At 59.0% G+C, this 22,766-nt stretch carries 37 protein-coding genes and 1 tRNA gene; 22 read left to right on the top strand and 16 right to left on the bottom strand.

The features are described 5' to 3' along the window. Genes FGU64_RS07905 through FGU64_RS23505 form a run of 6 tightly spaced genes read left to right on the top strand, consistent with a single transcriptional unit; the run spans position 1 to position 3,564 of the window. Entirely contained in the window at positions 1–477 is a 477-nt protein-coding gene (locus tag FGU64_RS07905) for a hypothetical protein (RefSeq protein WP_139952049.1), read from the top strand. Between the two features lie 11 nt (positions 478–488). Further along, positions 489–905: a hypothetical protein gene (locus FGU64_RS07900; RefSeq protein WP_139952047.1), complete on the top strand. Its 417-nt coding sequence runs from the start codon at positions 489–491 to the stop codon at positions 903–905. Beyond that, complete coding sequence (locus FGU64_RS07895; protein WP_139952044.1) at positions 902–1,267, top strand: hypothetical protein; 366 nt, start codon at positions 902–904, stop codon at positions 1,265–1,267. Before FGU64_RS07900 ends, FGU64_RS07895 begins: the two co-directional genes overlap by 4 nt. A gap of 23 nt (positions 1,268–1,290) precedes the next feature. Next, entirely contained in the window at positions 1,291–1,503 is a 213-nt protein-coding gene (locus FGU64_RS07890) for a hypothetical protein (protein WP_139952041.1), read from the top strand. Continuing rightward, positions 1,490–3,190: a hypothetical protein gene (locus FGU64_RS07885; protein ID WP_139952038.1), complete on the top strand. Its 1,701-nt coding sequence runs from the start codon at positions 1,490–1,492 to the stop codon at positions 3,188–3,190. Before FGU64_RS07890 ends, FGU64_RS07885 begins: the two co-directional genes overlap by 14 nt. Next, positions 3,187–3,564: a hypothetical protein gene (locus FGU64_RS23505; RefSeq protein ID WP_246671260.1), complete on the top strand. Its 378-nt coding sequence runs from the start codon at positions 3,187–3,189 to the stop codon at positions 3,562–3,564. The genes FGU64_RS07885 and FGU64_RS23505 overlap by 4 nt, the downstream gene beginning before the upstream one ends. Positions 3,565–3,812: 248 nt before the next feature. Here FGU64_RS23505 and FGU64_RS07875 read toward each other — a convergent pair whose 3' ends face one another. Further along, complete coding sequence (locus FGU64_RS07875) at positions 3,813–4,061, bottom strand: hypothetical protein (protein ID WP_139952035.1); 249 nt, start codon at positions 4,059–4,061, stop codon at positions 3,813–3,815. A 265-nt stretch (positions 4,062–4,326) separates the two neighbouring features. Here FGU64_RS07875 and FGU64_RS07870 point away from each other — a divergent pair, with 265 nt between their 5' ends. Beyond that, positions 4,327–4,980, top strand: coding sequence for a hypothetical protein (locus FGU64_RS07870; protein WP_246671259.1), 654 nt, complete (start codon positions 4,327–4,329; stop codon positions 4,978–4,980). 2 nt (positions 4,981–4,982) lie between these two features. Continuing rightward, the gene (locus FGU64_RS07865; RefSeq protein WP_139952032.1) at positions 4,983–5,201 is read left to right on the top strand and encodes a hypothetical protein; all 219 of its coding nucleotides are present in this window, start codon (positions 4,983–4,985) and stop codon (positions 5,199–5,201) included. Positions 5,202–5,257: 56 nt separating this feature from the next. Here FGU64_RS07865 and FGU64_RS07860 read toward each other — a convergent pair whose 3' ends face one another. Next, a complete protein-coding gene (locus FGU64_RS07860; protein WP_139952029.1) occupies positions 5,258–5,476 on the bottom strand; it encodes a hypothetical protein in 219 nt (72 codons plus the stop codon). A 50-nt stretch (positions 5,477–5,526) separates the two neighbouring features. Here FGU64_RS07860 and FGU64_RS23255 point away from each other — a divergent pair, with 50 nt between their 5' ends. Both FGU64_RS23255 and FGU64_RS07850 read left to right on the top strand, forming a co-directional pair. Further along, on the top strand, positions 5,527–5,937 hold the full coding sequence (locus FGU64_RS23255; protein ID WP_180375514.1) for a hypothetical protein: 411 nt from the start codon (positions 5,527–5,529) through the stop codon (positions 5,935–5,937). Continuing rightward, positions 5,934–6,203 (top strand): hypothetical protein, encoded by a 270-nt coding sequence (locus FGU64_RS07850; protein WP_246671258.1) that lies wholly within the window; start codon positions 5,934–5,936, stop codon positions 6,201–6,203. Before FGU64_RS23255 ends, FGU64_RS07850 begins: the two co-directional genes overlap by 4 nt. Positions 6,204–6,256: 53 nt before the next feature. Here FGU64_RS07850 and FGU64_RS23250 read toward each other — a convergent pair whose 3' ends face one another. Beyond that, positions 6,257–6,403 carry a hypothetical protein gene (locus tag FGU64_RS23250; protein ID WP_180375654.1) on the bottom strand — a complete coding sequence of 49 codons (147 nt, stop codon included), beginning with the start codon at positions 6,401–6,403 and terminating at the stop codon, positions 6,257–6,259. Positions 6,404–6,468: 65 nt separating this feature from the next. Here FGU64_RS23250 and FGU64_RS07845 point away from each other — a divergent pair. Further along, a protein-coding gene (locus tag FGU64_RS07845; RefSeq protein ID WP_139950891.1) for an IS3 family transposase occupies positions 6,469–7,616 on the top strand; the annotation gives its coding sequence in 2 pieces (ribosomal slippage) (positions 6,469–6,715 and positions 6,715–7,616; 1,149 coding nt in all). Here the strand turns inward: FGU64_RS07845 and FGU64_RS23245 are convergent. The 6 genes from FGU64_RS23245 to FGU64_RS07820 all read right to left on the bottom strand — a co-directional run bounded on the left by FGU64_RS23245 (position 7,613) and on the right by FGU64_RS07820 (position 9,762). After that, on the bottom strand, positions 7,613–7,780 hold the full coding sequence (locus tag FGU64_RS23245) for a hypothetical protein (RefSeq protein WP_180375653.1): 168 nt from the start codon (positions 7,778–7,780) through the stop codon (positions 7,613–7,615). The two genes, FGU64_RS07845 and FGU64_RS23245, sit on opposite strands and share 4 nt — an antisense overlap. A 361-nt stretch (positions 7,781–8,141) precedes the next feature. Beyond that, complete coding sequence (locus tag FGU64_RS07840; RefSeq protein ID WP_139952025.1) at positions 8,142–8,387, bottom strand: hypothetical protein; 246 nt, start codon at positions 8,385–8,387, stop codon at positions 8,142–8,144. 113 nt (positions 8,388–8,500) lie between these two features. Beyond that, positions 8,501–8,767: a DUF982 domain-containing protein gene (locus FGU64_RS07835; protein WP_139952023.1), complete on the bottom strand. Its 267-nt coding sequence runs from the start codon at positions 8,765–8,767 to the stop codon at positions 8,501–8,503. A 17-nt stretch (positions 8,768–8,784) separates the two neighbouring features. Next, complete coding sequence (locus FGU64_RS07830; protein WP_139952020.1) at positions 8,785–9,120, bottom strand: hypothetical protein; 336 nt, start codon at positions 9,118–9,120, stop codon at positions 8,785–8,787. Between the two features lie 148 nt (positions 9,121–9,268). Further along, positions 9,269–9,481, bottom strand: a complete 213-nt coding sequence (locus tag FGU64_RS07825; RefSeq protein ID WP_139952017.1) for a hypothetical protein — start codon at positions 9,479–9,481, stop codon at positions 9,269–9,271. 80 nt (positions 9,482–9,561) lie between these two features. Continuing rightward, on the bottom strand, positions 9,562–9,762 hold the full coding sequence (locus FGU64_RS07820; RefSeq protein ID WP_139952014.1) for a DUF3606 domain-containing protein: 201 nt from the start codon (positions 9,760–9,762) through the stop codon (positions 9,562–9,564). A gap of 115 nt (positions 9,763–9,877) precedes the next feature. On the opposite strand from FGU64_RS07820, the gene FGU64_RS07815 reads away from it, so the two are divergent. The 3 genes from FGU64_RS07815 (at position 9,878) to FGU64_RS07805 (ending at position 10,704) form a co-directional block, all read left to right on the top strand. Next, on the top strand, positions 9,878–10,129 hold the full coding sequence (locus tag FGU64_RS07815) for a DUF982 domain-containing protein (protein WP_180375652.1): 252 nt from the start codon (positions 9,878–9,880) through the stop codon (positions 10,127–10,129). After that, positions 10,126–10,359, top strand: a complete 234-nt coding sequence (locus FGU64_RS07810; protein ID WP_139952008.1) for a hypothetical protein — start codon at positions 10,126–10,128, stop codon at positions 10,357–10,359. The genes FGU64_RS07815 and FGU64_RS07810 overlap by 4 nt, the downstream gene beginning before the upstream one ends. A gap of 159 nt (positions 10,360–10,518) precedes the next feature. Continuing rightward, positions 10,519–10,704 (top strand): hypothetical protein, encoded by a 186-nt coding sequence (locus FGU64_RS07805; protein WP_139952005.1) that lies wholly within the window; start codon positions 10,519–10,521, stop codon positions 10,702–10,704. Between the two features lie 217 nt (positions 10,705–10,921). Here the strand turns inward: FGU64_RS07805 and FGU64_RS07800 are convergent, their stop codons facing one another. The 4 genes from FGU64_RS07800 to FGU64_RS07780 all read right to left on the bottom strand — a co-directional run bounded on the left by FGU64_RS07800 (position 10,922) and on the right by FGU64_RS07780 (position 15,233). After that, positions 10,922–11,302, bottom strand: coding sequence for a low affinity iron permease family protein (locus FGU64_RS07800; RefSeq protein WP_139952002.1), 381 nt, complete (start codon positions 11,300–11,302; stop codon positions 10,922–10,924). 288 nt (positions 11,303–11,590) lie between these two features. After that, positions 11,591–11,779 carry a hypothetical protein gene (locus FGU64_RS07795; RefSeq protein WP_139951999.1) on the bottom strand — a complete coding sequence of 63 codons (189 nt, stop codon included), beginning with the start codon at positions 11,777–11,779 and terminating at the stop codon, positions 11,591–11,593. 1,157 nt (positions 11,780–12,936) lie between these two features. Continuing rightward, positions 12,937–14,199: a tyrosine-type recombinase/integrase gene (locus FGU64_RS07790; protein WP_139951996.1), complete on the bottom strand. Its 1,263-nt coding sequence runs from the start codon at positions 14,197–14,199 to the stop codon at positions 12,937–12,939. Between the two features lie 797 nt (positions 14,200–14,996). Next, the gene (locus FGU64_RS07780) at positions 14,997–15,233 is read right to left on the bottom strand and encodes a helix-turn-helix transcriptional regulator (protein ID WP_139951994.1); all 237 of its coding nucleotides are present in this window, start codon (positions 15,231–15,233) and stop codon (positions 14,997–14,999) included. A gap of 115 nt (positions 15,234–15,348) precedes the next feature. On the opposite strand from FGU64_RS07780, the gene FGU64_RS07775 reads away from it, so the two are divergent. The 5 genes from FGU64_RS07775 to FGU64_RS07760 all read left to right on the top strand — a co-directional run bounded on the left by FGU64_RS07775 (position 15,349) and on the right by FGU64_RS07760 (position 18,674). After that, on the top strand, positions 15,349–15,570 hold the full coding sequence (locus FGU64_RS07775) for a hypothetical protein (RefSeq protein WP_139951992.1): 222 nt from the start codon (positions 15,349–15,351) through the stop codon (positions 15,568–15,570). Continuing rightward, positions 15,567–15,803: a hypothetical protein gene (locus FGU64_RS07770; protein WP_139951989.1), complete on the top strand. Its 237-nt coding sequence runs from the start codon at positions 15,567–15,569 to the stop codon at positions 15,801–15,803. Before FGU64_RS07775 ends, FGU64_RS07770 begins: the two co-directional genes overlap by 4 nt. Then, complete coding sequence (locus FGU64_RS23240; protein WP_180375651.1) at positions 15,797–15,943, top strand: hypothetical protein; 147 nt, start codon at positions 15,797–15,799, stop codon at positions 15,941–15,943. The genes FGU64_RS07770 and FGU64_RS23240 overlap by 7 nt, the downstream gene beginning before the upstream one ends. A gap of 177 nt (positions 15,944–16,120) precedes the next feature. Beyond that, the gene (locus FGU64_RS07765; RefSeq protein ID WP_139951986.1) at positions 16,121–16,942 is read left to right on the top strand and encodes a DUF3102 domain-containing protein; all 822 of its coding nucleotides are present in this window, start codon (positions 16,121–16,123) and stop codon (positions 16,940–16,942) included. A gap of 133 nt (positions 16,943–17,075) precedes the next feature. Next, positions 17,076–18,674: a recombinase family protein gene (locus FGU64_RS07760; protein ID WP_139955301.1), complete on the top strand. Its 1,599-nt coding sequence runs from the start codon at positions 17,076–17,078 to the stop codon at positions 18,672–18,674. On the opposite strand, the gene FGU64_RS07755 is transcribed toward FGU64_RS07760, so the two are convergent. Beyond that, positions 18,631–18,707: transfer RNA gene (locus FGU64_RS07755), tRNA-Met, on the bottom strand. The genes FGU64_RS07760 and FGU64_RS07755 overlap by 44 nt on opposite strands. A 333-nt stretch (positions 18,708–19,040) precedes the next feature. On the opposite strand from FGU64_RS07755, the gene FGU64_RS07750 reads away from it, so the two are divergent. Further along, complete coding sequence (locus tag FGU64_RS07750; protein ID WP_139951983.1) at positions 19,041–20,021, top strand: Gfo/Idh/MocA family oxidoreductase; 981 nt, start codon at positions 19,041–19,043, stop codon at positions 20,019–20,021. Between the two features lie 50 nt (positions 20,022–20,071). Here the strand turns inward: FGU64_RS07750 and mnmA are convergent, their stop codons facing one another. Continuing rightward, positions 20,072–21,262 (bottom strand): tRNA 2-thiouridine(34) synthase MnmA, encoded by a 1,191-nt coding sequence (gene mnmA / locus FGU64_RS07745; RefSeq protein ID WP_139951980.1) that lies wholly within the window; start codon positions 21,260–21,262, stop codon positions 20,072–20,074. Between the two features lie 293 nt (positions 21,263–21,555). Here mnmA and FGU64_RS07740 point away from each other — a divergent pair, with 293 nt between their 5' ends. Then, the gene (locus FGU64_RS07740; RefSeq protein ID WP_013529904.1) at positions 21,556–21,831 is read left to right on the top strand and encodes a DUF1153 domain-containing protein; all 276 of its coding nucleotides are present in this window, start codon (positions 21,556–21,558) and stop codon (positions 21,829–21,831) included. Between the two features lie 25 nt (positions 21,832–21,856). Beyond that, on the top strand, positions 21,857–22,027 hold the full coding sequence (locus FGU64_RS23415) for a hypothetical protein (RefSeq protein ID WP_210239059.1): 171 nt from the start codon (positions 21,857–21,859) through the stop codon (positions 22,025–22,027). Positions 22,028–22,103: 76 nt separating this feature from the next. Here the strand turns inward: FGU64_RS23415 and FGU64_RS07735 are convergent, their stop codons facing one another. After that, entirely contained in the window at positions 22,104–22,481 is a 378-nt protein-coding gene (locus tag FGU64_RS07735) for a flagellar export protein FliJ (RefSeq protein WP_136359141.1), read from the bottom strand. Positions 22,482–22,766: the final 285 nt, after the last annotated feature.

The raw sequence follows: 22,766 nt of genomic DNA, 5'->3' as shown, positions 1-22,766 counted from the left end.
ATGGCTGATCGCATTCTTCTTGAAACAGGCCGGATGATTATATCGCAGCCCGGCTACAACGCCTCCCCATCGCTGGCCGACGCCAACAAGGTATTCGACAGCGATTGGGCCTTCGGCGGCGCCATCATTACGGCGGGGGTGAAGCAGTTCACCGTCGAGGACACGACGTCGGGATATTACACGATCGATTTCCCGACCGCGCTTGATTATGTGCCCGCCGTAATTCTGAATGTGGTCGATCTTCCGACCATGTACGACGGCTCGCCGGCCCTCATCGGCGTGTATCGGAATTGGGGTCCCTATTTTTCAAACAGGGGCGGCGTGACGACGTTTGCCAGCGTGACGAACAGCCAAATCCGCATTCCGAAATTCAACATATCGTCCGGAACGTTCCCGACCTTGCGCCTTTCAAGTCCGGCGACCTCTCCGCCATATCCGCGCTGCTTCGCCATCGAGTACACGGTGTTTGCCGTATGAGCCGGATTCACATGGGTCTGAAGAACGGCCGGATGGGCTTTTGGGTTTCGCCGGCCGGCATCGATGCTTCGGGCGAGACGGGCCGCATGGTGCTCAATTCCGACTATGGGCATCTGCAAATCCACGCCACCGGATCGGCGACGGTGACCGGGACGGCCGACCCGGCCAGACCGAACTACTACTATTATTCGGATTACGTGGTGTCCTTCGCGGACCTTGGCTATCGCCCGCTCGTTATGATCGGCAACGCAGCTGCGAATGATCGTGGCGCATCCATCCCGTCGGCTCTGATGATGTGGCAGGCGGCTACCTATCAGATCGCCACCGAAGTCCGCAGCAATGGCCTGACCATCGACGTGCCGGAAACTTACGCAACCGACTCGCAGATCATCGCTTGGGTCGTATTCAAGAACAGGGTCTACGATTGATGGTGGACCGGATACTCCTCGACTTTTCGACCGGGACGCCGATGTTTCGGATATCGCGGCCAGGCAGGGATGTGTCGTCTACAAATCCGGACGATTTCCTGCTCACCGAAAATTCGCTGACGTTTCGGCCCTACTTGTCGGGCAGCGTGGCGTTTGGTGGGGCTGGCACCAGCGACATCTCGATATCGGGCTTTTCCGCATCACCGATCGGCATCCTGAAATGCAGTGACGGGACCATTGCTCATCCAGCTAACTACTTCGGGCGGATCTTGGGCAGCAGTTTCTCAACTTTCCGCCTGACCAACAACGGCGGCGCTCGGACGATCTACTACTGGCTCTTTGCCAACACGCTCGCGGCATAGCCGGCACAATCAGGAGCCATCGCATGACTGATCAATCGACCGCTCAACCGGTCGCATCCAGAACCGTGCCTGTCGATCCGATGGCTGCGGTCAGCCTGCTTTCGGCAGAGCGCGAGTTCTACCGCAACCGCTGTCTGCTGCTGGAGAACGAAGTGCTCGTGCTGCGCAGGCAGATCGAAGCGCAAGCCAACGACAAGACGACGGAACCGAAAGTGATGAACAATGACCATAGTTAATGACTACGTCACCGGAACGGTTTCGATTGCCAATGGCGACACAGCCGTTACAGGTGTCGGCACGGCATGGGCTGCTGCCGACATCCGGCCGGGCGACATGTTCATGCGCGATGGCTATGGCGTCGTCATCGCCTCCGTCACCGACAACACTCACCTGACGCTGGCCGAGAACTGGCCTGGCGTGACACTTGCCGGCTCTGCCTATCGCATCCGTTTCCAGTCTGATGGCTCCCGCTACACCGCCGCGGCAAGGGCGCTGGTGGAACGGCAGGCAAACGGCAATCTCGATGCGCTGGCTGCGCTGACCGGTGCTACCAACGTCATTCCTATGTTCACCGGGCCGGGCGCCATGGTGGTGATCCCGAAGACAGACCTCATCAACGGCGTCAGTTATGACGTGCAGGTCGATGAACTGGCGGATCGTGCTGCCTACGATGGCGAGGCGACCGGGTTCGCAGTTCTGGTGTCCGACATTGGCGATGGTCGCTCGGCGCTCTATTCAAAGGCGTCGCTGACATCTGGCGATTGGTCGGATCCGGCGTTCATCACGGGCCCGGTCGGCCCTCTGGCGTCGATAGCCGTTGGTGCGACGACGACGCTGGCGCCTGGTTCCAATGCCACGGTTGCAAATTCCGGAACGGCTACCGCGCCCGTCTTGGATTTCGGCATCCCGGCTGGCGAGGGGTTCTATTTTCGAGGAGCATATGCTGGCGGCACCGCGTACGTGAAGGACGATGTCGTCACCTATAACGGGTCGTCCTACATCGCGCTTCAGGCGACCACCGGCAATCTCCCGACGAATGCGACATATTGGGGGCTTCTGGCTCTCAAGGGTACAGACGGAACCGGTATCGGAGATGTTGTCGGGCCGTCCTCGTCCGATGACGCGAGCGTGGCGCTTTTCGACGGAACAACTGGCAAAGCGATCAAAGAAGGCCCGCCGCTCCAAACTTCGGCTGTCGATACTACATCCGGCGCGATCTTGACCATTGGAGCTTTCGGGCTTGGCAGCAGTTCCCCAACCCGGTTCACAGGGGATGTCGACACGATCCTGGTCAACGGCTGGCGTGCTGTCGACAGCACGGCAACCAATTTGCCCGTTTCCACGCAGGGCATCCTGCGAACCGATATGTGGGATAACAACGCGGCCGGCGTTCAGACCTTCATGGCGATAGCGACGGGCCTCGAATACCGCCGCTATCGTTCAAGCAGCACATGGGGAACATGGAAGCCTTACGCTCTCTCACCGAGCGGCGCGCCGGACGCGGTGCTTGAAGACCAGAAAGCGTCAGGCGTCATGGGTGGGACCGGCACCGCATTGACGTGGGTCGAGCGCGAACTGAATACCAAGGTCCGCGATCCTGCTTCACTGATCTCGCTAAGCAGCAATCACTTCACGACATCCGTAAATGGTTTCGTCCAATGGCGTTGCCCAGCACAGGAATGCGATCGGCATCGGACGCGTTTGTTTAACCTCACCGATGGCGACACGGTGTCTTACGGATCGAGCGCTTTCAGCAGGGCAAGCACGAATTCCGACAGCGTGGGCCTTGGCGCTGTTCAGACCGGCAAGACGTACCGACTTGAACACATGATTGAAGTTTCGGCTGGATCATCCGATTTCGGCGTCGCGTCCGGCTTCACATGGGAGGCCTATTCCCAACTGCTTTTCTGGAGAACGTCATGAACCACGTCCTGATCGAAGACGGCGTCGTCGTTCAGTCGGATCGCACCGACAATCCTCCCGAGGGCTTCATGAAAGCTCCCGGATGGGTTGCCCCAGGTTGCCTGTACGACGGCAACGAATTCGCAGCGCCAACGGTCTCGGCGCCGATTCCTCACCGTGTTTCTGCTAACCAGTTCGGCAAGCAACTTGCAGCGCTTGGTATCCTCGATCAAGTACAGACGTGGGTCGGACAGCAAGACGCGTCGACGCAATGGTCTTTCAATCGGAGCGCCACATTTGTTCGCACCGATCCGATGATGCAAGCCGGCTTTGCGGCGCTCGGTTTCACGACGGAGCAGATCGACGCATTCTTCACGGCTGCTGCCTCGCTCTAGTGGATGGAATATCGAGCCAGAAACGCTATGCCGATCATTCCCACGATGAAGGCGACCAAGATCAGATCGTTGCCCCGGTTCCACATCAGGCGCCCGCTCTAGAAAAGCCCGGCCGCGAAGCAGGAGGCTGGCGGCCGGGTGCCAAGTTCTATGCGACGACGGCAGAAAGGTAGTCCTGCAATCGGGCTGCGATCAATTCCACTGAAGGGCCGCCCCCGGCCCGCTCCAGCGCGCTACATCACGCTCTTTTAGATGTAGGTGGTGAAAGCCGATGTCATCATAAAGACGCTGATAGCGATGAGCGCCGTATAGATAGTCCAGAACAGCGGCATTGGCATGGCGTTCCCTCCGGCGTTACACAACGCCGGTTGCAAGCGGAAGTTCCGCAGGGCCATCGGTACGAAAAGCCCGGCCGCTAACATGCCGGAGAGCAGACCGGGCTTAGGCGATGGGGGATCGCCGGAGATTGGATCGTAGGCGCGAACCTGCGCGCCCACAATTCAACCAAAAGGATCACCACCATGTCCGAGGTGCCCGCCAGCGCGCCGGTACGGCCATGACTCGACTCGGCCGCCTTTCGCGGCTGCTTTCACGCGTCACTGGCGGCCAGGCCAACCAAACGCTCTGCGCCCGCGTAGCGGCCCGCAATCCGGACTGTTGGTTCTGCCGGCTCATGGCGCGGCTGGTTGAGCCAAATCATTGCCGGCTGGAACTGGCGCGGTGGGAGCGGCGCGGGACGTACACCAGCCAAAGGATAGATAGATGAACAACCTAGACCGATGGAGCGGCGCGAAATTCACGCGCAGCACAGAAATCAATGCGCAGGCCGCGAAAATCAGGGCCAACCGCTATCGTTATCAGACTGTAGCAGCGCAGACCGGCGTTCCGTGGGACGTGATCGGCGTCATTCACTACCGGGAAAGCTCCGGTTCGTTTGCCGGCGTGCTGCACAACGGCCAGAAGATTATCGGAACCGGCAGGAAAACCACACTCGTCCCGAAGGGACGCGGTCCGTTTAAGACGTGGGAAGACGCGGCGATTGACGCGCTAATGAACTGCCCGCCCTATGCCGGCAAGAACAAGGACTGGTCCATTGGGGCGACGCTTGATCTTCTGGAGCGCTACAACGGGCTTGGCTACCGCAATAAGGGCCTGCCGTCTCCCTACCTGTGGGCGGGCACGGACCAGTACGTCAAGGGCAAGTATGTTGCTGACGGCCGGTTCGATCCGAACGCCGTCGATCAGCAACTAGGCGTTGCGCCGATCCTGATGAAAATTCGGGAGGGGGTTGAGGGAGCAAAGCCAGCCGCGCCTGCCGCACCGAAGGTGCCGCCCGCCCCAGCAAACGACAACAAACCGAATTGGCTGGCCGCGCTCTTCGCGGCGCTGGTCGGCATTTTCAGAAAGGCCGCATAGCTATGTGGACGAAATTCAAATCCTGGTTCCACGACTCGGAAACCATCTTCCTGGCCCGCCTGTCGGCGCTCTTCGGCGCGGTGCTGCAGGTGCTCGACACGATGGATCCGCAGTCGTTTTCGACGCTGATTGGCGCCAAGTGGTTTCCGGTGTTTCTGATCGGCTTCGGCGTCCTGCTTGAGTACGCCCGCAAGCGGCGCGATCCGGATTTGGGTAAGTAGTCATGGCGTGCTGCAAGCTAGTGATGTCGCTTGACACGTCCCGCTGTGAAAAAGCGCTAGCGGCGCTTGCTGAGGCCGCGGAGCTTCTTCCGGAAATCCGCGACGCTCTTCTCGACTTTCTGGAGTCCGGCGAGGAGATTTTCAGCATCGACTGTAATGGTCGACCCGCAGTCTCCACATGTGAAATTGTCGTTGGCCTTTATCCAAGCGACGGTTTTCTCCGTCTTGTGTCCGCACTTCGGGCACGGAATCCCGATCTTCGCCTTTTCGAACATTTTGTTTCCTCCGCCCGTTCGAATAGCACCACAGCCGATGAGTTGACGCAATGCTAGCCGCGCTCATCCGCTGGATAACCGGCGATCTGGTTGGCCAGCTAACCGCGGCCTACAAGGACAAGCTTGCCGCCGACACCGACGAAAAGAAGTTGGTGGCCGATGCAGTCGTAAAGCAGCTTGAAGCTGCCGTGCAGGCGCGCGCCACCTCTGCCCAGGTCGTCACGACCGGAATGCAGCACAAGGCGTTCTGGATTCCGTGGTTGATTGCCGCCGTACCGACCGCCGCCTGGTTTGGCTGGGGCATGTGCGACAGCCTGTTTCACGGCGCGCTGCCTGACGTCGCCGCCCTGCCGCCACAACTCAAAGAGTACGCAGACATCGTGTTTCAGAACATCTTCTATGTGGGCGGCGGCGTGGCCGGGCTGCAATTGGTTGCCTCGGCCATTCGGGGGCGCAAATGACCCCGGAACAAATGGTCTATCTCGTACTCGCCATTGCCGGTGCGGTTGGCGGTGCCTACTGGCGATTCTCGTCGGTGGTGGCCAGCGTGAAGGATGAGCTTGCCGCGCACCGCCTGCATACGGCCGAAACCTACGTTACAAAAGCCGGGATGCAGGAGCAGACGGCGCAGATTATGCATGCCATCGACGGCATCGGCAAACGAATCGACGGCATTTCGGAGCGCCTGGATCGGGCGTTTGAGAGTAAGCCGCGCCCGCGATCTTAACCCACCAAGCCCGCCAACCCTAACCGGTTGGCGGGCTTTTTACGTCGGCAACGCTAGTTGGCGCCGCCGAGCTTCTTCGTCATCTCGCAGAAGTCGTTATGCAGCTTTTCAGTATCGTTGCTGCATTCCTTGGTGATCGTATCACGGTCTTCCGGCTTCAAAGCCATCCAGGCGGCCTTGAACTCGTCGTCCGATTTCATCGTCTGGCCTGCTGCCGGTTTCGTGGACACCGAGATAAGGTGTTTAACGGAACTGGAGAGTTGGAATGCAGAGAAGGAAGTTCAGCCGCGAGTTCAAACTTGAGGCAGTGAGACTGGTGAAGGAACGGGGCGTCGCGGTGACCCAGGCGGCTCGTGACCTTGATCTCCATGAGAATGTGCTGCGCAAATGGATTCGCGAGACAAGCGTTGATCCGCGACACGCCTTTCCCGGCCATGGTCAGATGAAGCTGGAGCAGCTCGAGATCGATCGGCTGCGCAAGGAAGTGGCCAAGCTGAAGGCGGAGCGCGACATCTTAAAAAAGGCCGCAGCCTACTTCGCGAGGGAAGCGATATGAGGTTCGCTTTCATTGCGAAGCACCGGAGCATCTGGCCGGTGGCATGGCTATGCGACGCTCTGGATGTGTCCCGTTCGGGCTTCCATGCCTGGCTCAACCGCACCCCCAGCACGCGCTCCCGGCACGACGAGGTGCTGGTGACGGCGATCGATCGCAGCTTCAAGAGCAGCGACCGAACCTATGGCGCTCGCCGCGTCTGGCATGACGTGCTGGCCGAGGGTCTCTCCTGCGGCTTGCATCGCATCGAGCGGCTCATGCGTCAGAACGGGCTGCGTGCCCGGCCGCGGCGTCGTGGGCTACCGAAAGACACCGGCGAGCGAGCCGCAATGTCGGACAATATCCTCGACCGCGCTTTCGAGGCCTCGGCCCCGAACCAGAAGTGGATCGCCGACTTCACCTACATCTGGACCGCCGAAGGATGGCTCTACGTTGCCGCCGTGGTCGACCTATTCTCCCGGCGTGTCGTCGGTTGGGCGATGAAGGCGGAGATGACGGCCCAGCTTGTCACCGACGCTCTCATCATGGCGATCTGGCGCAGAGGCAAGCCGGACAGTCTGCTGCATCACAGCGACCAGGGCAGCCAATATACGAGCGAACAGTTCCAGCGCCTGATGGCCGATCACGGCATCACCTGCTCGATGAGCCGGTCGGGCAACGTCTGGGACAATGCTGCGATGGAGAGCTTCTTCTCGTCGCTGAAAACCGAGCGGACAGCACGCAAGGTTTACAGGACGAGGGATGACGCCAGGGCGGATGTGTTCGATTACATCGAGCGCTTCTACAATCCCCGGCGACGGCACTCGACATTGGGATATATGAGCCCGGTCGAGTTCGAAGAGAAAGCTATGTTAGCTTAACCTCGTGTCCGAAAAACCGGCAGCAGGCCAGTCTTCATGTCGGCGTCGGTGTAGAACGCCCCCATCATATCCTTGTTGTCCAAGGCCGAAGTCGTACCACCGGCGGCCAACGCCGAACCGGTCATCATCGTGAGCGCGAACGCGCCCATAAGCAGCTTTTTCATTATGGTTCCTCCTAGGACTTTTGTCCGATCGCGGAAATTTACGATCAGAACCCAACGAATCGGCCGCATTCCAGTTCCGGCTGCCCTCTCCCATTTGGGGGGGCTTGTTGCTTCGAAGCGACCTGGACCGCGACCAGCGCGCCGTCCATGAAAATGAATGGATGAAATGGGCGGAGGAGGAAGACGGAGATAAAGGTGTACACGGTGTACAGGTTTCTAGTGCGGGGGGAATGAAGGTGGCATATCCCTCGCCGCGCGCTCCCTGCCCATACCGGGAAAGACAGACGCTGCAAAGCGCGTCCATCTTCGGAACCAATCCGCTATCTGAGGCTTCTTGGTTGGCTCCCTTGCTTGCCTCCCCTCATAGGTGCGCCTTGGAGTAGGCCCGCCCGGCGGCTACTCCGGGCGGGTTTTCTGTCCAGCCATGCGTTTCAGGTTGGCCGCTGGGTCGGCCGTAAGCCGGGATGCCCCGCTCCAGCAGTTGGCCCAGAACGACGCTGGTTTCTTCCAGCAGCCGGCGGATGTCTTCTCGTGTCAGGCTATCGATGTGGGCGGCGGCGTCCTGCACGTTCATGAGTAGGTCGAGGCCGCGTTGATGCACTTGCATGGTAGCCTCCCTGACTGCCCCCAGCCATATCTGATCGAAGCACTTTTAACCCCTTGCCGCAATCTGCACGCAGTGGCGACAGTCACGATCCAACCTGTCGATTGATGGATGACCTACTTCAACAGCGCCAGTGCAGGGTCGATCGGAATGCCAGCGGCCTTCATTGCACTGAAAAATGCGTCCCGTGCATCTTCAACGGTCACCTTGCCCAGGTTGGCCCATGCGCATCTGCTCATCGCGTCAATCCATTCCAGACAATCGTGGTCGGGCCAGTTATCGAAAAGAAAATCCGATGCATCTTGAACGGTGACAACTAGATGAAATCGGATTGGCGAGCCGGTCCAGATAACCAAGGCGGTGGGAAGGTTCTTTCCGTTCATGGCTACAGATCCCGCTCTCAGTGCATGTCGTTACGGTCCTGTACATTTTTGGCGCGGCGCCGTTTCCCACTCGTGTCGTTATCGATCTGCCGCTGTGTTTCTTTCATGGGGGTGGCAGCGGCGCCGCCTTCGTTGTCCCATCTGTCGATAGCTTCGGGCCAGCTTTTCTTTCTACCGACAGTCTTGCGAAGAAGGATGCGGAGGGCGTTTTCATCGCGCGTTCCTTCCTCGAACGCGTGAATGAGCAATCGAGCTTCCCGCGTTTCAAATACGTCGGAGGCTTCCAACTGCGCCTCCCGAAGGAGACGCTCGATTATGAGCATGTCGTCATTTGTAAGATAAGTGGAAGACATTGCGTCCTCCTTTTGTCGGGGCTAGGGCCTGATGGCCGCCCTCAATCGACAGCGCCCTTGAAAATGGCTGTCGACGTTTGCACCCTACGCCTTCCAGCGTAGCATAGCGAGGACTATCGTCGCTCGGTCACACGGACTCGCCTTGCGGTTAATCGAGCCGACTTATCAACAGTCCAACCTCGTCGGCAGTAAGGTCGAGCGTATAGCGGAAGCGCGATCCACTATTATAAAGATCGCCCGCCACAACCAGGAGTGAGGCGCCGCCCTGCAAGCCGATTTGCACGTCATCTATCGTCATCGGACGGTCGAAGATAATCTTTACCCGGTCATTCCGTTTTGCTGGCTGCACGGAAATTCGCATTTATGATCCCTCCACCTGGAGAGGAACGCGGATTTCGCAGGAATGTTGCACCCGACTGAACCGCCGGGATTTTTAGGCGGTCAATTCTTCACGGGGTGTTCCCGCAATTTCCGAGCTTCCTCCGCCAGAACGGCCCGGCTATTGCCGTGCTTCGCTATGAGGTTGCGCACTTGTTGAGGCGTGAGCCCGTTCTGTTGGGCGAAATGCTCGACCTCATAATCCTCCGCCGCCGATACCCTATCACGGTCCCGAAAATCGCGTTTGCTCTTGTCGTCGGCCATGGTTTCCTCCCTAGATTACCGGCGGACTTCAACGCCACGCGAAGGAATCGGTTGCAGAGCAGGAACGAAACCCCGTTATTGTCGTTCGTCTCGCCACCGTTGCGAGTGCGTGTTGATGCGTGATGTCCCCTTCGACAAGCCACTGACTGTCGAGACCGCCCATGTTGGTCGTTACCTGACCATCACGGGCACGGAACAGGCTGCTGACTTTCTCTTGCACGAATGGCCCGGCAAACGCGGTTCAAAACACCGCGCAGCCCTGCAAGCCGCGCTGGACGTGCTCGAACAGCGCAAAGCCGTTGGCGAGGCGCGCCAAGCGTTCCTGGCCGCGGCAAAAGAATCCGATGTCTTCGTCAGAGACCAATGAGTGCCCACGCCTCAGGCCAGAATAAGAAGCGCGCCGCGGTACGTGCCGCGCTCAATCGCCATAAGGTGTTTATCTCGTCCCGCACCTATGCCGGCGGAAGCGGCATGACCTCGGCCCGCGTGCTCGTCGACGGCGAAGCCTACGAGGTGAGCGCCCGCCAACTGCAGCTTCTGGAGCAAGGTAAGACGCCGGCCGATCTCCTGCTTGAGCCCGAGTTACGTGAAAACTGATGGGCGGAACGCTTTTCAAAACCCCGCATTGTGATGGACAATCAAAGTTACGGTGGATGCGTGATGCAAATTGTCCGTACGGAAGTAGAGAGCTCAACCGTCGGAAACGGGGAGCCGGCTACTCGCGTCACCTTCCGTGGAGAAGGTGGAGATAGTGTCGTGGTTGAGACGAACGGAGAGCGACCGGACGACAAGACGGCCATCGAAAAGGCCAAGGCCCTTCTTATTCAGACAGCAGTGTTTGGAGATGCGGCTCACCAGGCGGATGGCAACAGTCCGCTCGGACCGGTAGAGCGTCAGAACAAGGACGGGGAAATGGTTCGTTTTCGAGTACCGGGACGGTGAAACAAGCAGGCGCATACCGCCGTCGTTGCTACCCGGCCGGGATACGGCACGCGAGGAAGCTGTCCGTTCGGCAGTAGATTTGCTTGGCGATCTGGAACAGGGGCTTTCGCCATCCGCCTGGTTGGTGAGAATTTATGACGAGCCGGGAGCGCTGCTCTTTACGATAACCAAGGGCGAAGCCGAAGCTGCTCAACAGGACGCGTCGCCCTGACGAGCTTCATGCGATGGCCGACTGACTGGCGCGGCCCGTACGTTCCTTGGCTTCTTTGCAAAGAGCACGAAATTTCTCCACCTCAGCTTCAGTCAAATGCTCGATCCCGATAAAGGCGTTCTTGCCATCGCCGGACCTGATTAGTTCATCGAGCTTCGCCTGTATGGCCGCTCCGTCTCGGTTCTGCGTATTCTGGATCAGGAACACCATTAGGAAGGTGACGATCGTCGTTCCGGTGTTGATCACCAGTTGCCAAGTTTCGGAGAACCCGAAAAATGGACCCGAAACCGCCCATATCACGACCGACGCAACACATGTCGCGAAAGCCCACGGCCGCCCGGTAGCGTGCGCGACGGCTTCCGCCATGCGGTTGAAAGTCTTTTCCATGTTCGGCCCTATGCGAAAAAGACCACGGCGAGGTGCCGAGGCATCTAAGCTCACATCAACCGTGGTTGGGAGATTAAGTTCCAATGAGTCGGTTTGCCGCTCTACTGACATTTTGACTAGCATTTACGCCTGACATATATCCAAGACTCGATGGCGACGAAGACCTCCGACCTCTATATCGCTAACACGCATGAGCATTTGAAGCCTTCGGTGTTCCCCAAATCATCCTGCGGTTGTCGCACTGGCTGCATCGCCACTCCTTGAGTAGCTTTCTTATTCGCCTCGCGGCTAAGCTTTTCGCTCTGGCTCTCTGCCCGGCTCATCAAACCGGCCTATCGCCATTAGAACCGCTTTCGCCTCGGCAAGATAGCTCATCCACATGGGGCGGCCGTTGTGCATCGTGTTTTCCGGCTGGCCGTGGTATGCGCACAGCGCTCGCGCTGCCTTTTCCCAATCGGTCTGCTGCTTCTTCAGCATGGCCCATCCTCCCACCTTTCGTATTCAGTCACAACTACGTCTTTTGGGAGGGGACCACGCACGGACTCGTCGTAGGAACAAACTATTCGGGTCGTGGATCGCACGATTGGCCTTTTAGGGATTTATCGGACGTTCTCACCAAGTAATTTCGGTCAAGACGACATATGCCATCATCAAAATAAATCCGACTACGATCGCAACTAAAAGCCATGATGTAGGATTTTCATTCAATCGATGAATATATTTCATAGGATTTTCTTTCTGCGCCGTGAGGGCGCCGAATAGATATATCATATGACGCTAGATCGATCAGAATTAAATGTGGGCGTGTCCGACATTTCCCTCTGCCGTGATCTCACCCATGAGGAGAAGATATGACATATGCCGATAGATTGGCGAGAGGCGCCGCAGTGAACGAAAAAGGCCGGCGCGCTACATCTCCGCAGAGCTTAGAAGCGGGCGCCGTCCCCAACGAACGGCGTTGCCCGAGATGCCCGCCCCGCTGCTCGCCCGAAGGTCTGCCGCACAATTGAAGTGCCAGAATCCTGTTATTCCGACCAATCATACAATGTTACTATTTGTTTCGGAGACAAGGCGCAAAAAAAGACGCCCGCACAGAGGCGGGCGTGACTAATGTGGCCAGAGGCGTAAACCTCACGGATTATTCTACACGGAAACAATTGGTGTGCAACCGCTGGGTTCACGGTTGCCGGCGGCACCGTAGAGCCTCGGCCTCGATCACAACCATCGCGCAGCTCGACACCCTGGAGGTGGAGCCGGCGGAAGTGCGATCGAGGCCGAGGAAAAGGCCGGCGCTAATCACTAGCCCGGCCTGATTGCCTCCTCCTGCGCGTACATCCGGCGTCAGGCGAAGCGTAAGAAATGAATATAACGCCTAAAAGAATTAATGCAATAGGACAAAGTTTACTCGCCGGAGTGACGTTCTCTTTGGAGGCGCAGCGCCCTTAGTCGAGAAGTTTTATTTTCACGCTTAATGCGCGCGGTTTCAATGTATTCGTGCGCAATTCTATTCGATCGCTCATTCCTATCTTCTACGCGTTCTTTCCGTACTTGCACCATATCCAAAACGCTCCGTATTGCTTTGTACAATATGGGAACTTATTTTGTAAAAACAATGGGATGGGTGTGAGTGGACTTCAGCGGGAGTCCTTGGCTTCCCCGACCTTCATGGCGGTCCGCCGCGCCTGGCGCAGTAACACCCGTGCCGTCGCAAAGCGCTCAGCGGCTTCCAGCACAGCGCGGTCATACACGGTTGCGGTTGTCTTCGTGCTGGCGTGTCCGGCCACCTTGGCAACATCATCGGTTGCCGTGCCGGCAGCGCGACCTTCGGTAATCCCCGACGCGCGTAGGTCCCGTGCCCAAACTTTTGAAGACAGACCACAAGCTTTGCTATCGAGGCGCCAACAGCCTGAAAAATCCGCGCTGCCATATGGGCGTCTGGTGCGCTCACACACGATAATCGGCCCGCTTCGTTTTTCTTCGGACCAGTGCTTCATTTCCTCCATGACCATCGGTGCCTTTGAGAGGGGAAATGTCACGGCAAGACCGGTTTTCGCACTCGTTTTGGACGGCACGTACCGAAGCACCATGTCGGCGTCGATGTCCTCCCACCGAAGACCTCGCCAGAGCGTTCGTCGCCCTCGGGGGTGGGATTTGCCATGTCGGTCGACCACATCCCATTGGCCAATGACGTCCCACAATCTTATCGCTGTTTCAAAGACGAGAGCGTAGGCGAGGGCGCTTGACGGCCTTCCTGCCGCGTGTGCTGCTTGGCGCAACCGTATAACGTCATCGGCGGTCATCGCGACTGAACGGGGCCGAGGCTTGGGCAGTGAACGCTTGGTTGCGCGGAGGGCGGCGGCCAACTCGACGCAACCCTTTAAACGAGCCATTACGCCAAAGTTAATGGCGGCATCGAGAACGGCTCGGCACATCGCTGACGCTGCGAGATTTGCTCCTCCGTTTGACCAGTTTGTGTGCCATGTAAGTAGATCCAGCCCCGAAACCGAATCGACCGTTCTTTCTCCAACGTCCTTTACCAAACGAGCTAGATACGAGTCGTAGGGACGTCGACTTGCCGAGCTAAGCTGATGGAACGTGCTTTGTGGATGAGACTGATACAGTAGAAATAAGGAGCGCAATGTCCCATCGAATTGAAGTGGATCGGCAACTCGCGCCGATCGCCACTCCAGCATCTCGGCCCAAAGGGAATCACATCGTTCTGCCAAGGCGATGGGATCGTCGGCCCAGCGAGATAGATTAACGGTCTTTGGGCGAAAGCCTGCCTTGCGGTCGGATTCGCGTGCGACCCAACGCGGGGTGAAGCCGTTGCTACGTCTGATCCATACGAGGCCTGGTGCTTTGACGCGGCGCTCCGTCATAGCAGGGATGTCGGACATTGCGGATCCTCCTTTAGGCTGGAGGATTGCACCGATTGCGTGGAGGCATCAAATTTTCTTGGTGGGTTCCTCTGTCTTCGGGGCTGCCAGGCGTGCCGTCAGGTGTTGGCAACGGGGCGGTTGAGGTCAAATCCTCTCTGCCCCTGAATTAATTCATGACCGAAGACTACGGCCGCCTATCTGGTGTGACAGGGCCGACAGCACCAATAACAACCGTCGACGTTTGAATAATGATTTTTGGCTGATCGTACTGCTGAGTGGCAATCGGAATGTCATCCAAGGTCTTGTCTATCTGAAATGGATGGAAGGTAACTGCACGTATTCTCGTGCACCTCGTGTTCCCCCGTAGGCTGTGCTCTCTTGTTGACCAAATAGATTGGCATAATAACCCCTCCCATTAAACCCAGCGTCATTCTGTGCGCTAGGAAGGTGAGGAGTCAAATATCAATTTAATGCCACAGCTAATAAGCTCGACAACGTCGAGACGACAAAATATCCAAGCCCGACTAGCAGGACGTTCATCGTAAATGTAAGAGCTACATTTAAGGCGAACTCAACTCTATAGCTATTCTCGTAGATTATCGTTTGAGGAAGAAATGAATTCACATAAAAAAATATGCAGAACATCAGAATTGCGCATACACACAATAGGGCGTTTGAGCCTGTCTTAATGTATGCTGCTACAAAACCTGAAAGAACAAGAAGGTATTCAAAAAAATCGATTATCGCGGTCGAAACCTTCCGCGTTTTTCGGATGTCAATGGAGAATGGGGCAAAAAACTGGTGGGGACGCCATGTCATGATCTGTCCTTTAGCCGGACGCCGGGGCCGTTGCCGTTTGGCTCGATGAACAGGACGCCCGCGGCCTCTAATGCGGCCCGTATGGCGGCAAGATTGTTTATAGATGGCAGACGTCTGCCCTTCTCGAAGTCGCGTATCGTGCTCTCGCTCAAGTGGGACCGTGAGGCCAACCGCACCTGCGGCCAATCGAGTAAGCCTCGGGCCGCGCGGGACTGTTCGGGCGTAATTGACATGCTCCCTCCACGCTGACGAAAAACGTCTAGCACAAACGAAAATCGTTGACAGCGTGAAAAATTCACGCTTTACAAGAATGGTAAACGATTTTCGTTGAATCTGGAGCCCACCCACATGAACGCCCACTTTATGCCCGAACAAGCCACCCGCAGTTTGGTCGACGTCAACAGAGTCAAAGACGAGTTCGGCGAACTTCATGCGGCAGTCCGCATTCTCTCCCTGCTCGTGCACGAGTTTCCGATCAGCGAAGGGATGCGCGACCTTATCGGCTGGCAAGCCCTTCACGTCGAGAAGCTTGCGGACGGTTTCACCGCTTCTGTGGAGGCGCGCTCATGAAAGCCACCGCAGTCACCGCCACCAAAAACAGGAAATCCGCCACGCGCCAGCCGTGCTACGAATGCACCGGGCTCGGCGAGCGGGACCCGGCCAGGTGCAATCACCGCCAGATCACGAACGGCACGCGTACCGCCATCCGCGCTATCTTCGACAGCCAAGGCCGCTGGCTAGTCCATTGGCGTGAGAAGGACGGCGAAGAGTGGGTTGGCACGTATCGGCTCATGCCGTGCTGACCCTCGTCCAAGCCAGAACTCGGCGCCAGGAGAATGCGCGCCGCAAGCCGATCGACGCAGAGGACGCAGCCTTGCAGGCGGAACTGGACGCTGTGCTGGCCGTGTTGATCTTCAAACTGGCGCGCCGAACCGCGGAATAGTCACGAGCCGGTGCCCGTCGCCCTATCTCCGTGGGGCGACGGGCCACTTGACGACCCCCCAACCTAAAATACCAACTGACACAGCCGGGCTTGACGAGCGGTACATGAAACGTACCGAATATTGACAGCACCGGCCACCGGCGCACCAAGGGTCGTAGGTAATGAAGGAGGGAGAACATGCGAGAACTAATGATACCGCCGGCCGGGCATGTCTACGACTCCCTGGACAGTGATGTTGCTGAGGAATTGCGCCAGTGCGCAATCGATATCAGGCGCAGGCACGCTTCCGTCACGTGTGAAATGCTGGAAGTCGGCAAGAGCTTGACTGCCACAAAGGACAAGGTGCCACACGGCACTTTTCTCGCATGGGTAGAACACGAAGTCGGCCTCAGCCACCGCATGGCGCAATTGTATATGCGCGCGGCCGAATGGGCGAGTGATGGGAGAAATGCGAAATTGATTTCGCATTTGCAGCCCACCTCAGTCCTCAAGTTAGCGGCGAAGTCGACACCCGAGAGTGTCGTCGAGGCAGTCGCGGGGAAGGTCCAGGCCGGCACCGTTGTGAAGGTTAGCGACGTGGACGTGCTTCTCTCTGAGGCGCGTGAACAGAAGCGCAAGGATGCTGAGGAGGCGAGGCTTTCCGAGCGGACAAAAAAGCGGCGTAGTGCCGAAAAGGCCGAGCGCGAAGCCAGAGCCGAGCAGATCAGGATAGAGATAGAGGAAGAACGCCGCGCTGCTGCCGAAGAGCGAAGGGAGATAGCCGCCATATTGGTGCAGCATCTGCCGCAAGAAGCTTTGGCGAAGGTCAGGAAAACATTGCGTACAGATACACTGTCCAGCGTTTGGACGATTTCTTATGCCTCGGGAGTGCCGTTTTCGCCAATGGACGTGGCGATAGAGGAGGCTGTCGCTGCATCAGCGGAAACCGTTATGGTTGCCGACTTCACCCCGCCTACCTTCGCCCCCATTGAAAAACGCGATTGGGAGGACGCAGCCTGATGCAGCAAGCAAACGCAACCCCGTTACATCCGGTGCCAGACGCAATCATTCAGTTGGTGCGCGCCATTGCACGGCGTCAGGCTCGGATCGACGCTCGCACCCTCGAAGCCGCCAATGACAACAGGCAGGTTCAATGAGGCGGGCTATCATCTACGCGCGATATTCGACGGACCTGCAGAACGATAAATCCGTCGAAGACCAGATTGCGCTGTGCCGCGAGTATGCGTCCCGTTGCGGCCTGGCCGTTATCGCTGAACACCACGATCGTGCAAAATCCGGAGCATCAATTTTCGGCCGCACCGGGCTCGCTCAAGTTATGAGGCTCGCGGAGGAAAATGCCTTTGACGTCCTGATTGCGGAAGCGCCTGACCGTATCAGTCGCGACATGGCGGACCTTGCGGGCATTCATAAGACGTTCGAGTTCCGCGGCATCGAAATGAACTGCGTAAACGGAGGGCGCCTCGATACGATTCAGATCGGAATGTACGGCGTCATCGGCCAGATGCAGCGCGAAGAGGGCGCCAAGAAGGTCCGCCGCGGCATGCGCGGCGTCGTGGCCAGCGGACGCAATGCCGGCGGAAAGGCGTATGGCTACAAGCCAGTTCTCGGCAAGGCCGGTGAGCTTGAGATCGTCCAGGAAGAAGCCTCTACGGTACGACGTGTCTTCGAAATGTATGCAGGCGGCGCCGCCCCTCGTACGATTGCCTCATGCTTAAATAGGGAAGGCGTCCGTCCGCCTCGTGGCACACACTGGAATGCGTCGACCATCAACGGCAGCAAGGAGCGTGGCCACGGCATATTGCAGAACCCGATCTACTCGGGTCGCATCGTCTGGAATCGCGTGCGGATGGTGAAGGATCCGACAACCGGCAAACGAGTTTCGCGCACAAATCCTGAAAGCGAATGGCTTGTAAATGATGTGCCGCGGCTCCGCATCATTGACCAGGAGCTGTTCGAGCGCGTGGCCGCCCGCAAAGCGTCTCGCGGAGGTGAGGTCGGGCGGAAAGCACCTCGTGCGAAGCGCGTCCTGTCGGGCTTGCTTAGGTGCGGGGCGTGTGGTGGCGGCATGACCATCATTGGACGCGACCGCTCCGGGCCTCGCATCCAATGCAGCACCTTCCGAGAGTCTGGCAGCTGCAGCAATGGCGCGCGCTACTACGTCGAGAAGATCGAGCAACAGGTGGTGGACGTGTTGCGTCATCAGTTCTCGGACACGCGCATTATCGATGAGTACGTCAGAGCCTATCGCGATGAACGTCGTCAGATCGAGAGCGAAGCGCGGCGCAATAGGACGGGTATCGAAAAGGCGCTTGCCGATGTTCTCTCGCGACGTGGCAAGCTTATCGACAAGATGAGCCGCGATCTCATTTCCGACGAGGAAGCCGAACCGTTGTTGCACGCGATGCGCAATGAGAAGGCGCGTCTAGAGGAAGAACTTCGTCTTGCCGGCGAAGAGACTAATGTGATCGAGCTTCACCCACAAGCGGTGACACGGTTCAAAGAGAACATCGAAAATTTGGCCGCAATCCTTGCAGACGGCGAAACACCGGACTCGGACATTGTAAGCTCGTTTCGTGAACTTGTCGCAGCCGTTGTGGTTTCACCACGAGAACGCGGCGATCCGTACGAGATACAGATCAAGGGGTATCTATCGACGCTGCTTGGTGCCGATTTGTCGGCTATGACGATGGTAGCGGAGGAGGGATTTGAACCCCCGACACAAGGATTATGATTCCTCTGCTCTAACCAACTGAGCTACTCCGCCCCGGGGCCGAAGCCATGATCTGTCTGGCGTCTCGGCGAGGTCGCGCGGATATAAGGTTGAGCCGCCGGATGTGTCAAGCCGATTGACCGGCGTCTTTCAGGGATTGCGCCAGGGTCGAGGACGCAACGCTTGTCTTGAGTGCAATGGCGCGGCCGACCACCATTTTGACCTTCGTAACGGGTCTCTGTCGGTGAAGGGTGACAGAACGGCGTGGCGCTCCTTGCCGATCCGGCCGCGCATCGTGATTTGCTGCGGCTTCTTGGCCCGGCGGGGTTGAGTTCGCGCATGTGCGCCGCTATGTCTCAGCCACGAAATTTTCGAGTTCTCGGATTGATGAAACCGCGTTTGGCAGTTCTTGGGTGCGGATATTGGGGCTCCAACCACATCCGCACGCTGAAAGGGCTTGGCGTGCTGCATGCGGTGTCCGATCTCAACAAGGCGCGCGCCGAAGGTTTTGCCAGCGAACAGGATTGCCTGGCGATCGAGCCGGAGGCGCTGTTTTCCCGTGACGACGTCGACGCCATCGTGCTGGCGCTGCCGCCGCAGTTCCACGCCCAGATGGCGACCCGCGCGGTGCAGGCCGGCAAGGATGTGCTGGTCGAAAAGCCGGTCGCGCTGACGGTGGCCGATGCCGAGCGTGCGGTCGCCGCCGCCAAGGCGGCCGGCCGCATCTTCATGGTCGGGCATGTGCTTCGCTTCCATCCCGCTTTCGAGAAGCTGAAGTCGCTGGTCGACGCCGGCGAGCTCGGCGAGGTGCGCTACATCCATTCGCATCGGCTGGGGCTCGGCAAATTCCATACCGAGAACGACGCGCTGTGGGACCTTGCGCCGCACGACTTGTCGATGATCCTCGCCATCACCGGCACCGAGCCGATCGAGGTGCGCGGGGAGGGGGCCGCCCTGCTCGATCACCTGAGCGACTTCGCACACCTGCATATGGTGTTTCCGAACAATCTGCGCGGCCATTTGTTCACCTCGCGGCTCAACCCCTATCGCGAGCGGCGGCTTACGGTGGTCGGCACCAAGGCGATGGCGGTGTTCGACGATGTCGAGCCGTGGGAACGCAAGCTTGCCGTCTATCGCCATGCGGTCTGGCAGGACAGCGGCCATTGGGCCTTCACCGCCAACGAGCCCAGCTATGTCACGGTGGAACAGGGCATGCCGCTGACGCGCGAACTGGAGCATTTCCTGGAGTGCATCCGCACGCGCCGGGAGCCGGCAACCGATGGCGAGGAGGCGATCCGCGTCCTTCGCATCCTGACGGCCGGCACCGTCCCCCACGACAGGTTCCGCGACAAGAGCAAGAGCGCCTGACTTGGCGGCCCTGATCTGGGCGGCCCTGATCTGGCGGCTATGACGGCAGTCTACTGAACCGGTTCGGGGGCCGGGCGGGCCTTCAGCCGCGACAGCATGGCTTCGGCCTCTGCGCCGCGTTCCGAGCGCTCGATGAAGCCGCCGCCGAAGACGCGGGCGTCGTTGCCGTCGTCGGAATAGAGCACGCAGGCCTGGCCGGGTGCGACGCCGGACTCGCCGTCGGCCAGTTCCACCCAGGTGGCGCCGTCGCGATGGTGAAGGGTGGCGGGCCGCGGCGGGCGCGTCGAGCGCACCTTGGCGAACAGTTCCATGCCGGATTCGCCGATCTCGGAGAGCGCGCCGTCGCCCAGCCAGTTGATCTGGCGCAGGTAGATCTTGTGCGTTTCCAGCGCCTCGCGCGGGCCGACGATCACGCGGGCCCGGTCGGCGTCGAGATGGACGACGTAGAGCGGCTCGCCTGAGGCGATGCCGATGCCGCGCCGCTGGCCGATCGTGTAGCGCAGGATGCCCTCGTGGCGGCCGAGCACGCGCCCGTCGATGTGGACGATCTCGCCAGGATTGGCGGCCGCCGGCTTCAGCTTGGCGATGATGTCGGAATACTTGCCCTGCGGCACGAAGCAGATGTCCTGGCTGTCGTGCTTGGCGGCGACGGCCAGCCCCATTTCTTCCGCGATGGCGCGAACCGCAGGCTTCGGCAGGCCGCCCAGGGGGAAGCGCAGATAGTCGATCTGCGCCTGCGTGGTGGCGAAGAGGAAGTAGCTCTGGTCGCGATCGGCGTCGACCGGCCGGTAAAGGGCGCGGTGTGCGCCGTTGGCGCGGCTGCGGATATAGTGGCCGGTGGCCAGCGCGTCGGCGCCGAGCTCCTGGGCGGTGGCCAGAAGGTCGGCGAACTTGACCGTCTGGTTGCAGGACACGCAGGGGATGGGCGTCTCGCCGGCCACGTAGCTCTCGGTAAAGGGATCGATGACCGCCTTGCGGAAACGCTCCTCGTAGTCGAGCACATAGTGGGGGATGCCCAGCGTTTCGGAAACGCGGCGGGCGTCGTCGATATCCTGGCCGGCGCAGCAGGAACCGGCACGATGGGTGGCGGCGCCATGGTCGTAGAGCTGCAGCGTCACGCCGACGACGTCGTAGCCTTCCCGTTGCAGGAGCCCGGCGACGACGGAGGAATCGACGCCGCCCGACATGGCGACGACGACGCGCGTGTCCTTCGGGAGGCCGGGCAGGTCAAGGCTGTTCATGGTCATGCATTCCGAAGTCGGCTCAGCGATACCGCTTGTGCCGGGCAATGGTGCCAGCCCGGCTAATGCGGACAATATAGGTCAAGCTTTCCGGTCGCGCCAGCTTGCAAGCTCCCGATCGGCCTGGATGGCCTCCGCAGCGGCGGTGCCGGGCATTTGTCTCAAATGCGGAAACCATTCCTAACGTGACGTTCACGAACCTTACCTATCGATTAGGGAACGCTTAGGCAATTTTTAAAGCTGCGGCGGTAACGTGGCGGTGATTAGGTCCGCGAGTTTCAGTAGAGAGTACGATGACCGATCTGGTTAGACCGCGAGTCAAATATGTTATCGGGCCTGACGGCAGCCCTCTTACGATTGCCGATCTGCCTCCCACCAATACGCGAAGGTGGGTCATACGGCGCAAGGCCGAAGTGGTGGCCGCCGTGCGCGGCGGCCTGCTCAGCCTCGACGAGGCGTGCCAGCGTTATAAGCTGACGACCGAGGAATTCCTTTCCTGGCAGGCCTCCATCGACGAATATGGCCTGGCCGGTCTGCGCACCACGCGTATCCAGCAATATCGCCACTGATCCGGCTTCGATGACAGGGGTGCGGTTGTCGCATCCCTGGACTGTCGGCAATCCCATCACCGCGCATGAACCCGTCGGCCGCTGCCTGCCGCGCTGGGCGCTGCTCTTGGCGATCGACGGGGTGGCGGATCCGGTATGTGACCGGAGATTGCCGCACGGCGCCGTGCGGGCGGGAGACCTGCTTTCGACGAAATGAAAAAGGGCGCGGCCTGGCCGCGCCCTTTGCGTATCGCTCGGTATCGGTCTTGCGAAGCGCGGCGTAGTCGCCGCGATCAGCCGATCATGGCGCTGCGGCCGCCCGTGTCCATGTCGCGGACCTTGGAGTCGCGCGATTCCAGCATCTCGGCCTTGGACAGCTCCGCTTCAGCTTCGGCGAGTAATGATTCGGCATTGCTGCGCTGCTGGGCGAGATCGGATTGCGAATCCCGCAGGTTGTCGCGGCGCAGGCGCGCCGCCTTGGCGAACGTTGGATAGGCGAAATGATTGATGTCGGTGATGCCGGCCTTCTTTTCCTCGGCCGTTATCTGCAGGTCCAGTTCGGTGGCCATCCGCTCGAATTCGGCGATCATCATGTCCAGCTGCAGGAGCTGACGCCGCTTCTCGTTCACCTGAAACGTCTTCAGACGAACGAGGTTTTCCCGTGACTTCATGACTCGATACTCCTGTGCACGCATACCTCGCACATAACGTCCCCTGGCTTGGCAAGCTGCAGCCGCACCGGTGTTCCCCAAGCTTCCCCTCGCTATGGGAAACGAAATCCTAAAGTTTTTCGCTGCCGGTAACCTTTCGTTTACGGGCATTGTTAATCATACGGGTCAGGACTTAAGGGCCGGTAAAAATTTCGGCCGCTGGACGAGGGGATTGAGCGAGTCAGTTGAATCACTTAGGCGCGTTTCTTAATGCGTCGAATCGGTCGTGGACCCCGGTGATTCAGC

This window comes from Mesorhizobium sp. 8 (assembly GCF_006351905.1).
Classification (GTDB): Bacteria; Pseudomonadota; Alphaproteobacteria; order Rhizobiales; family Rhizobiaceae; genus Mesorhizobium; species Mesorhizobium composti.
Note: the sequence above shows the minus strand (reverse complement) of the source record. Positions and strands in the feature narration are given on the sequence as shown.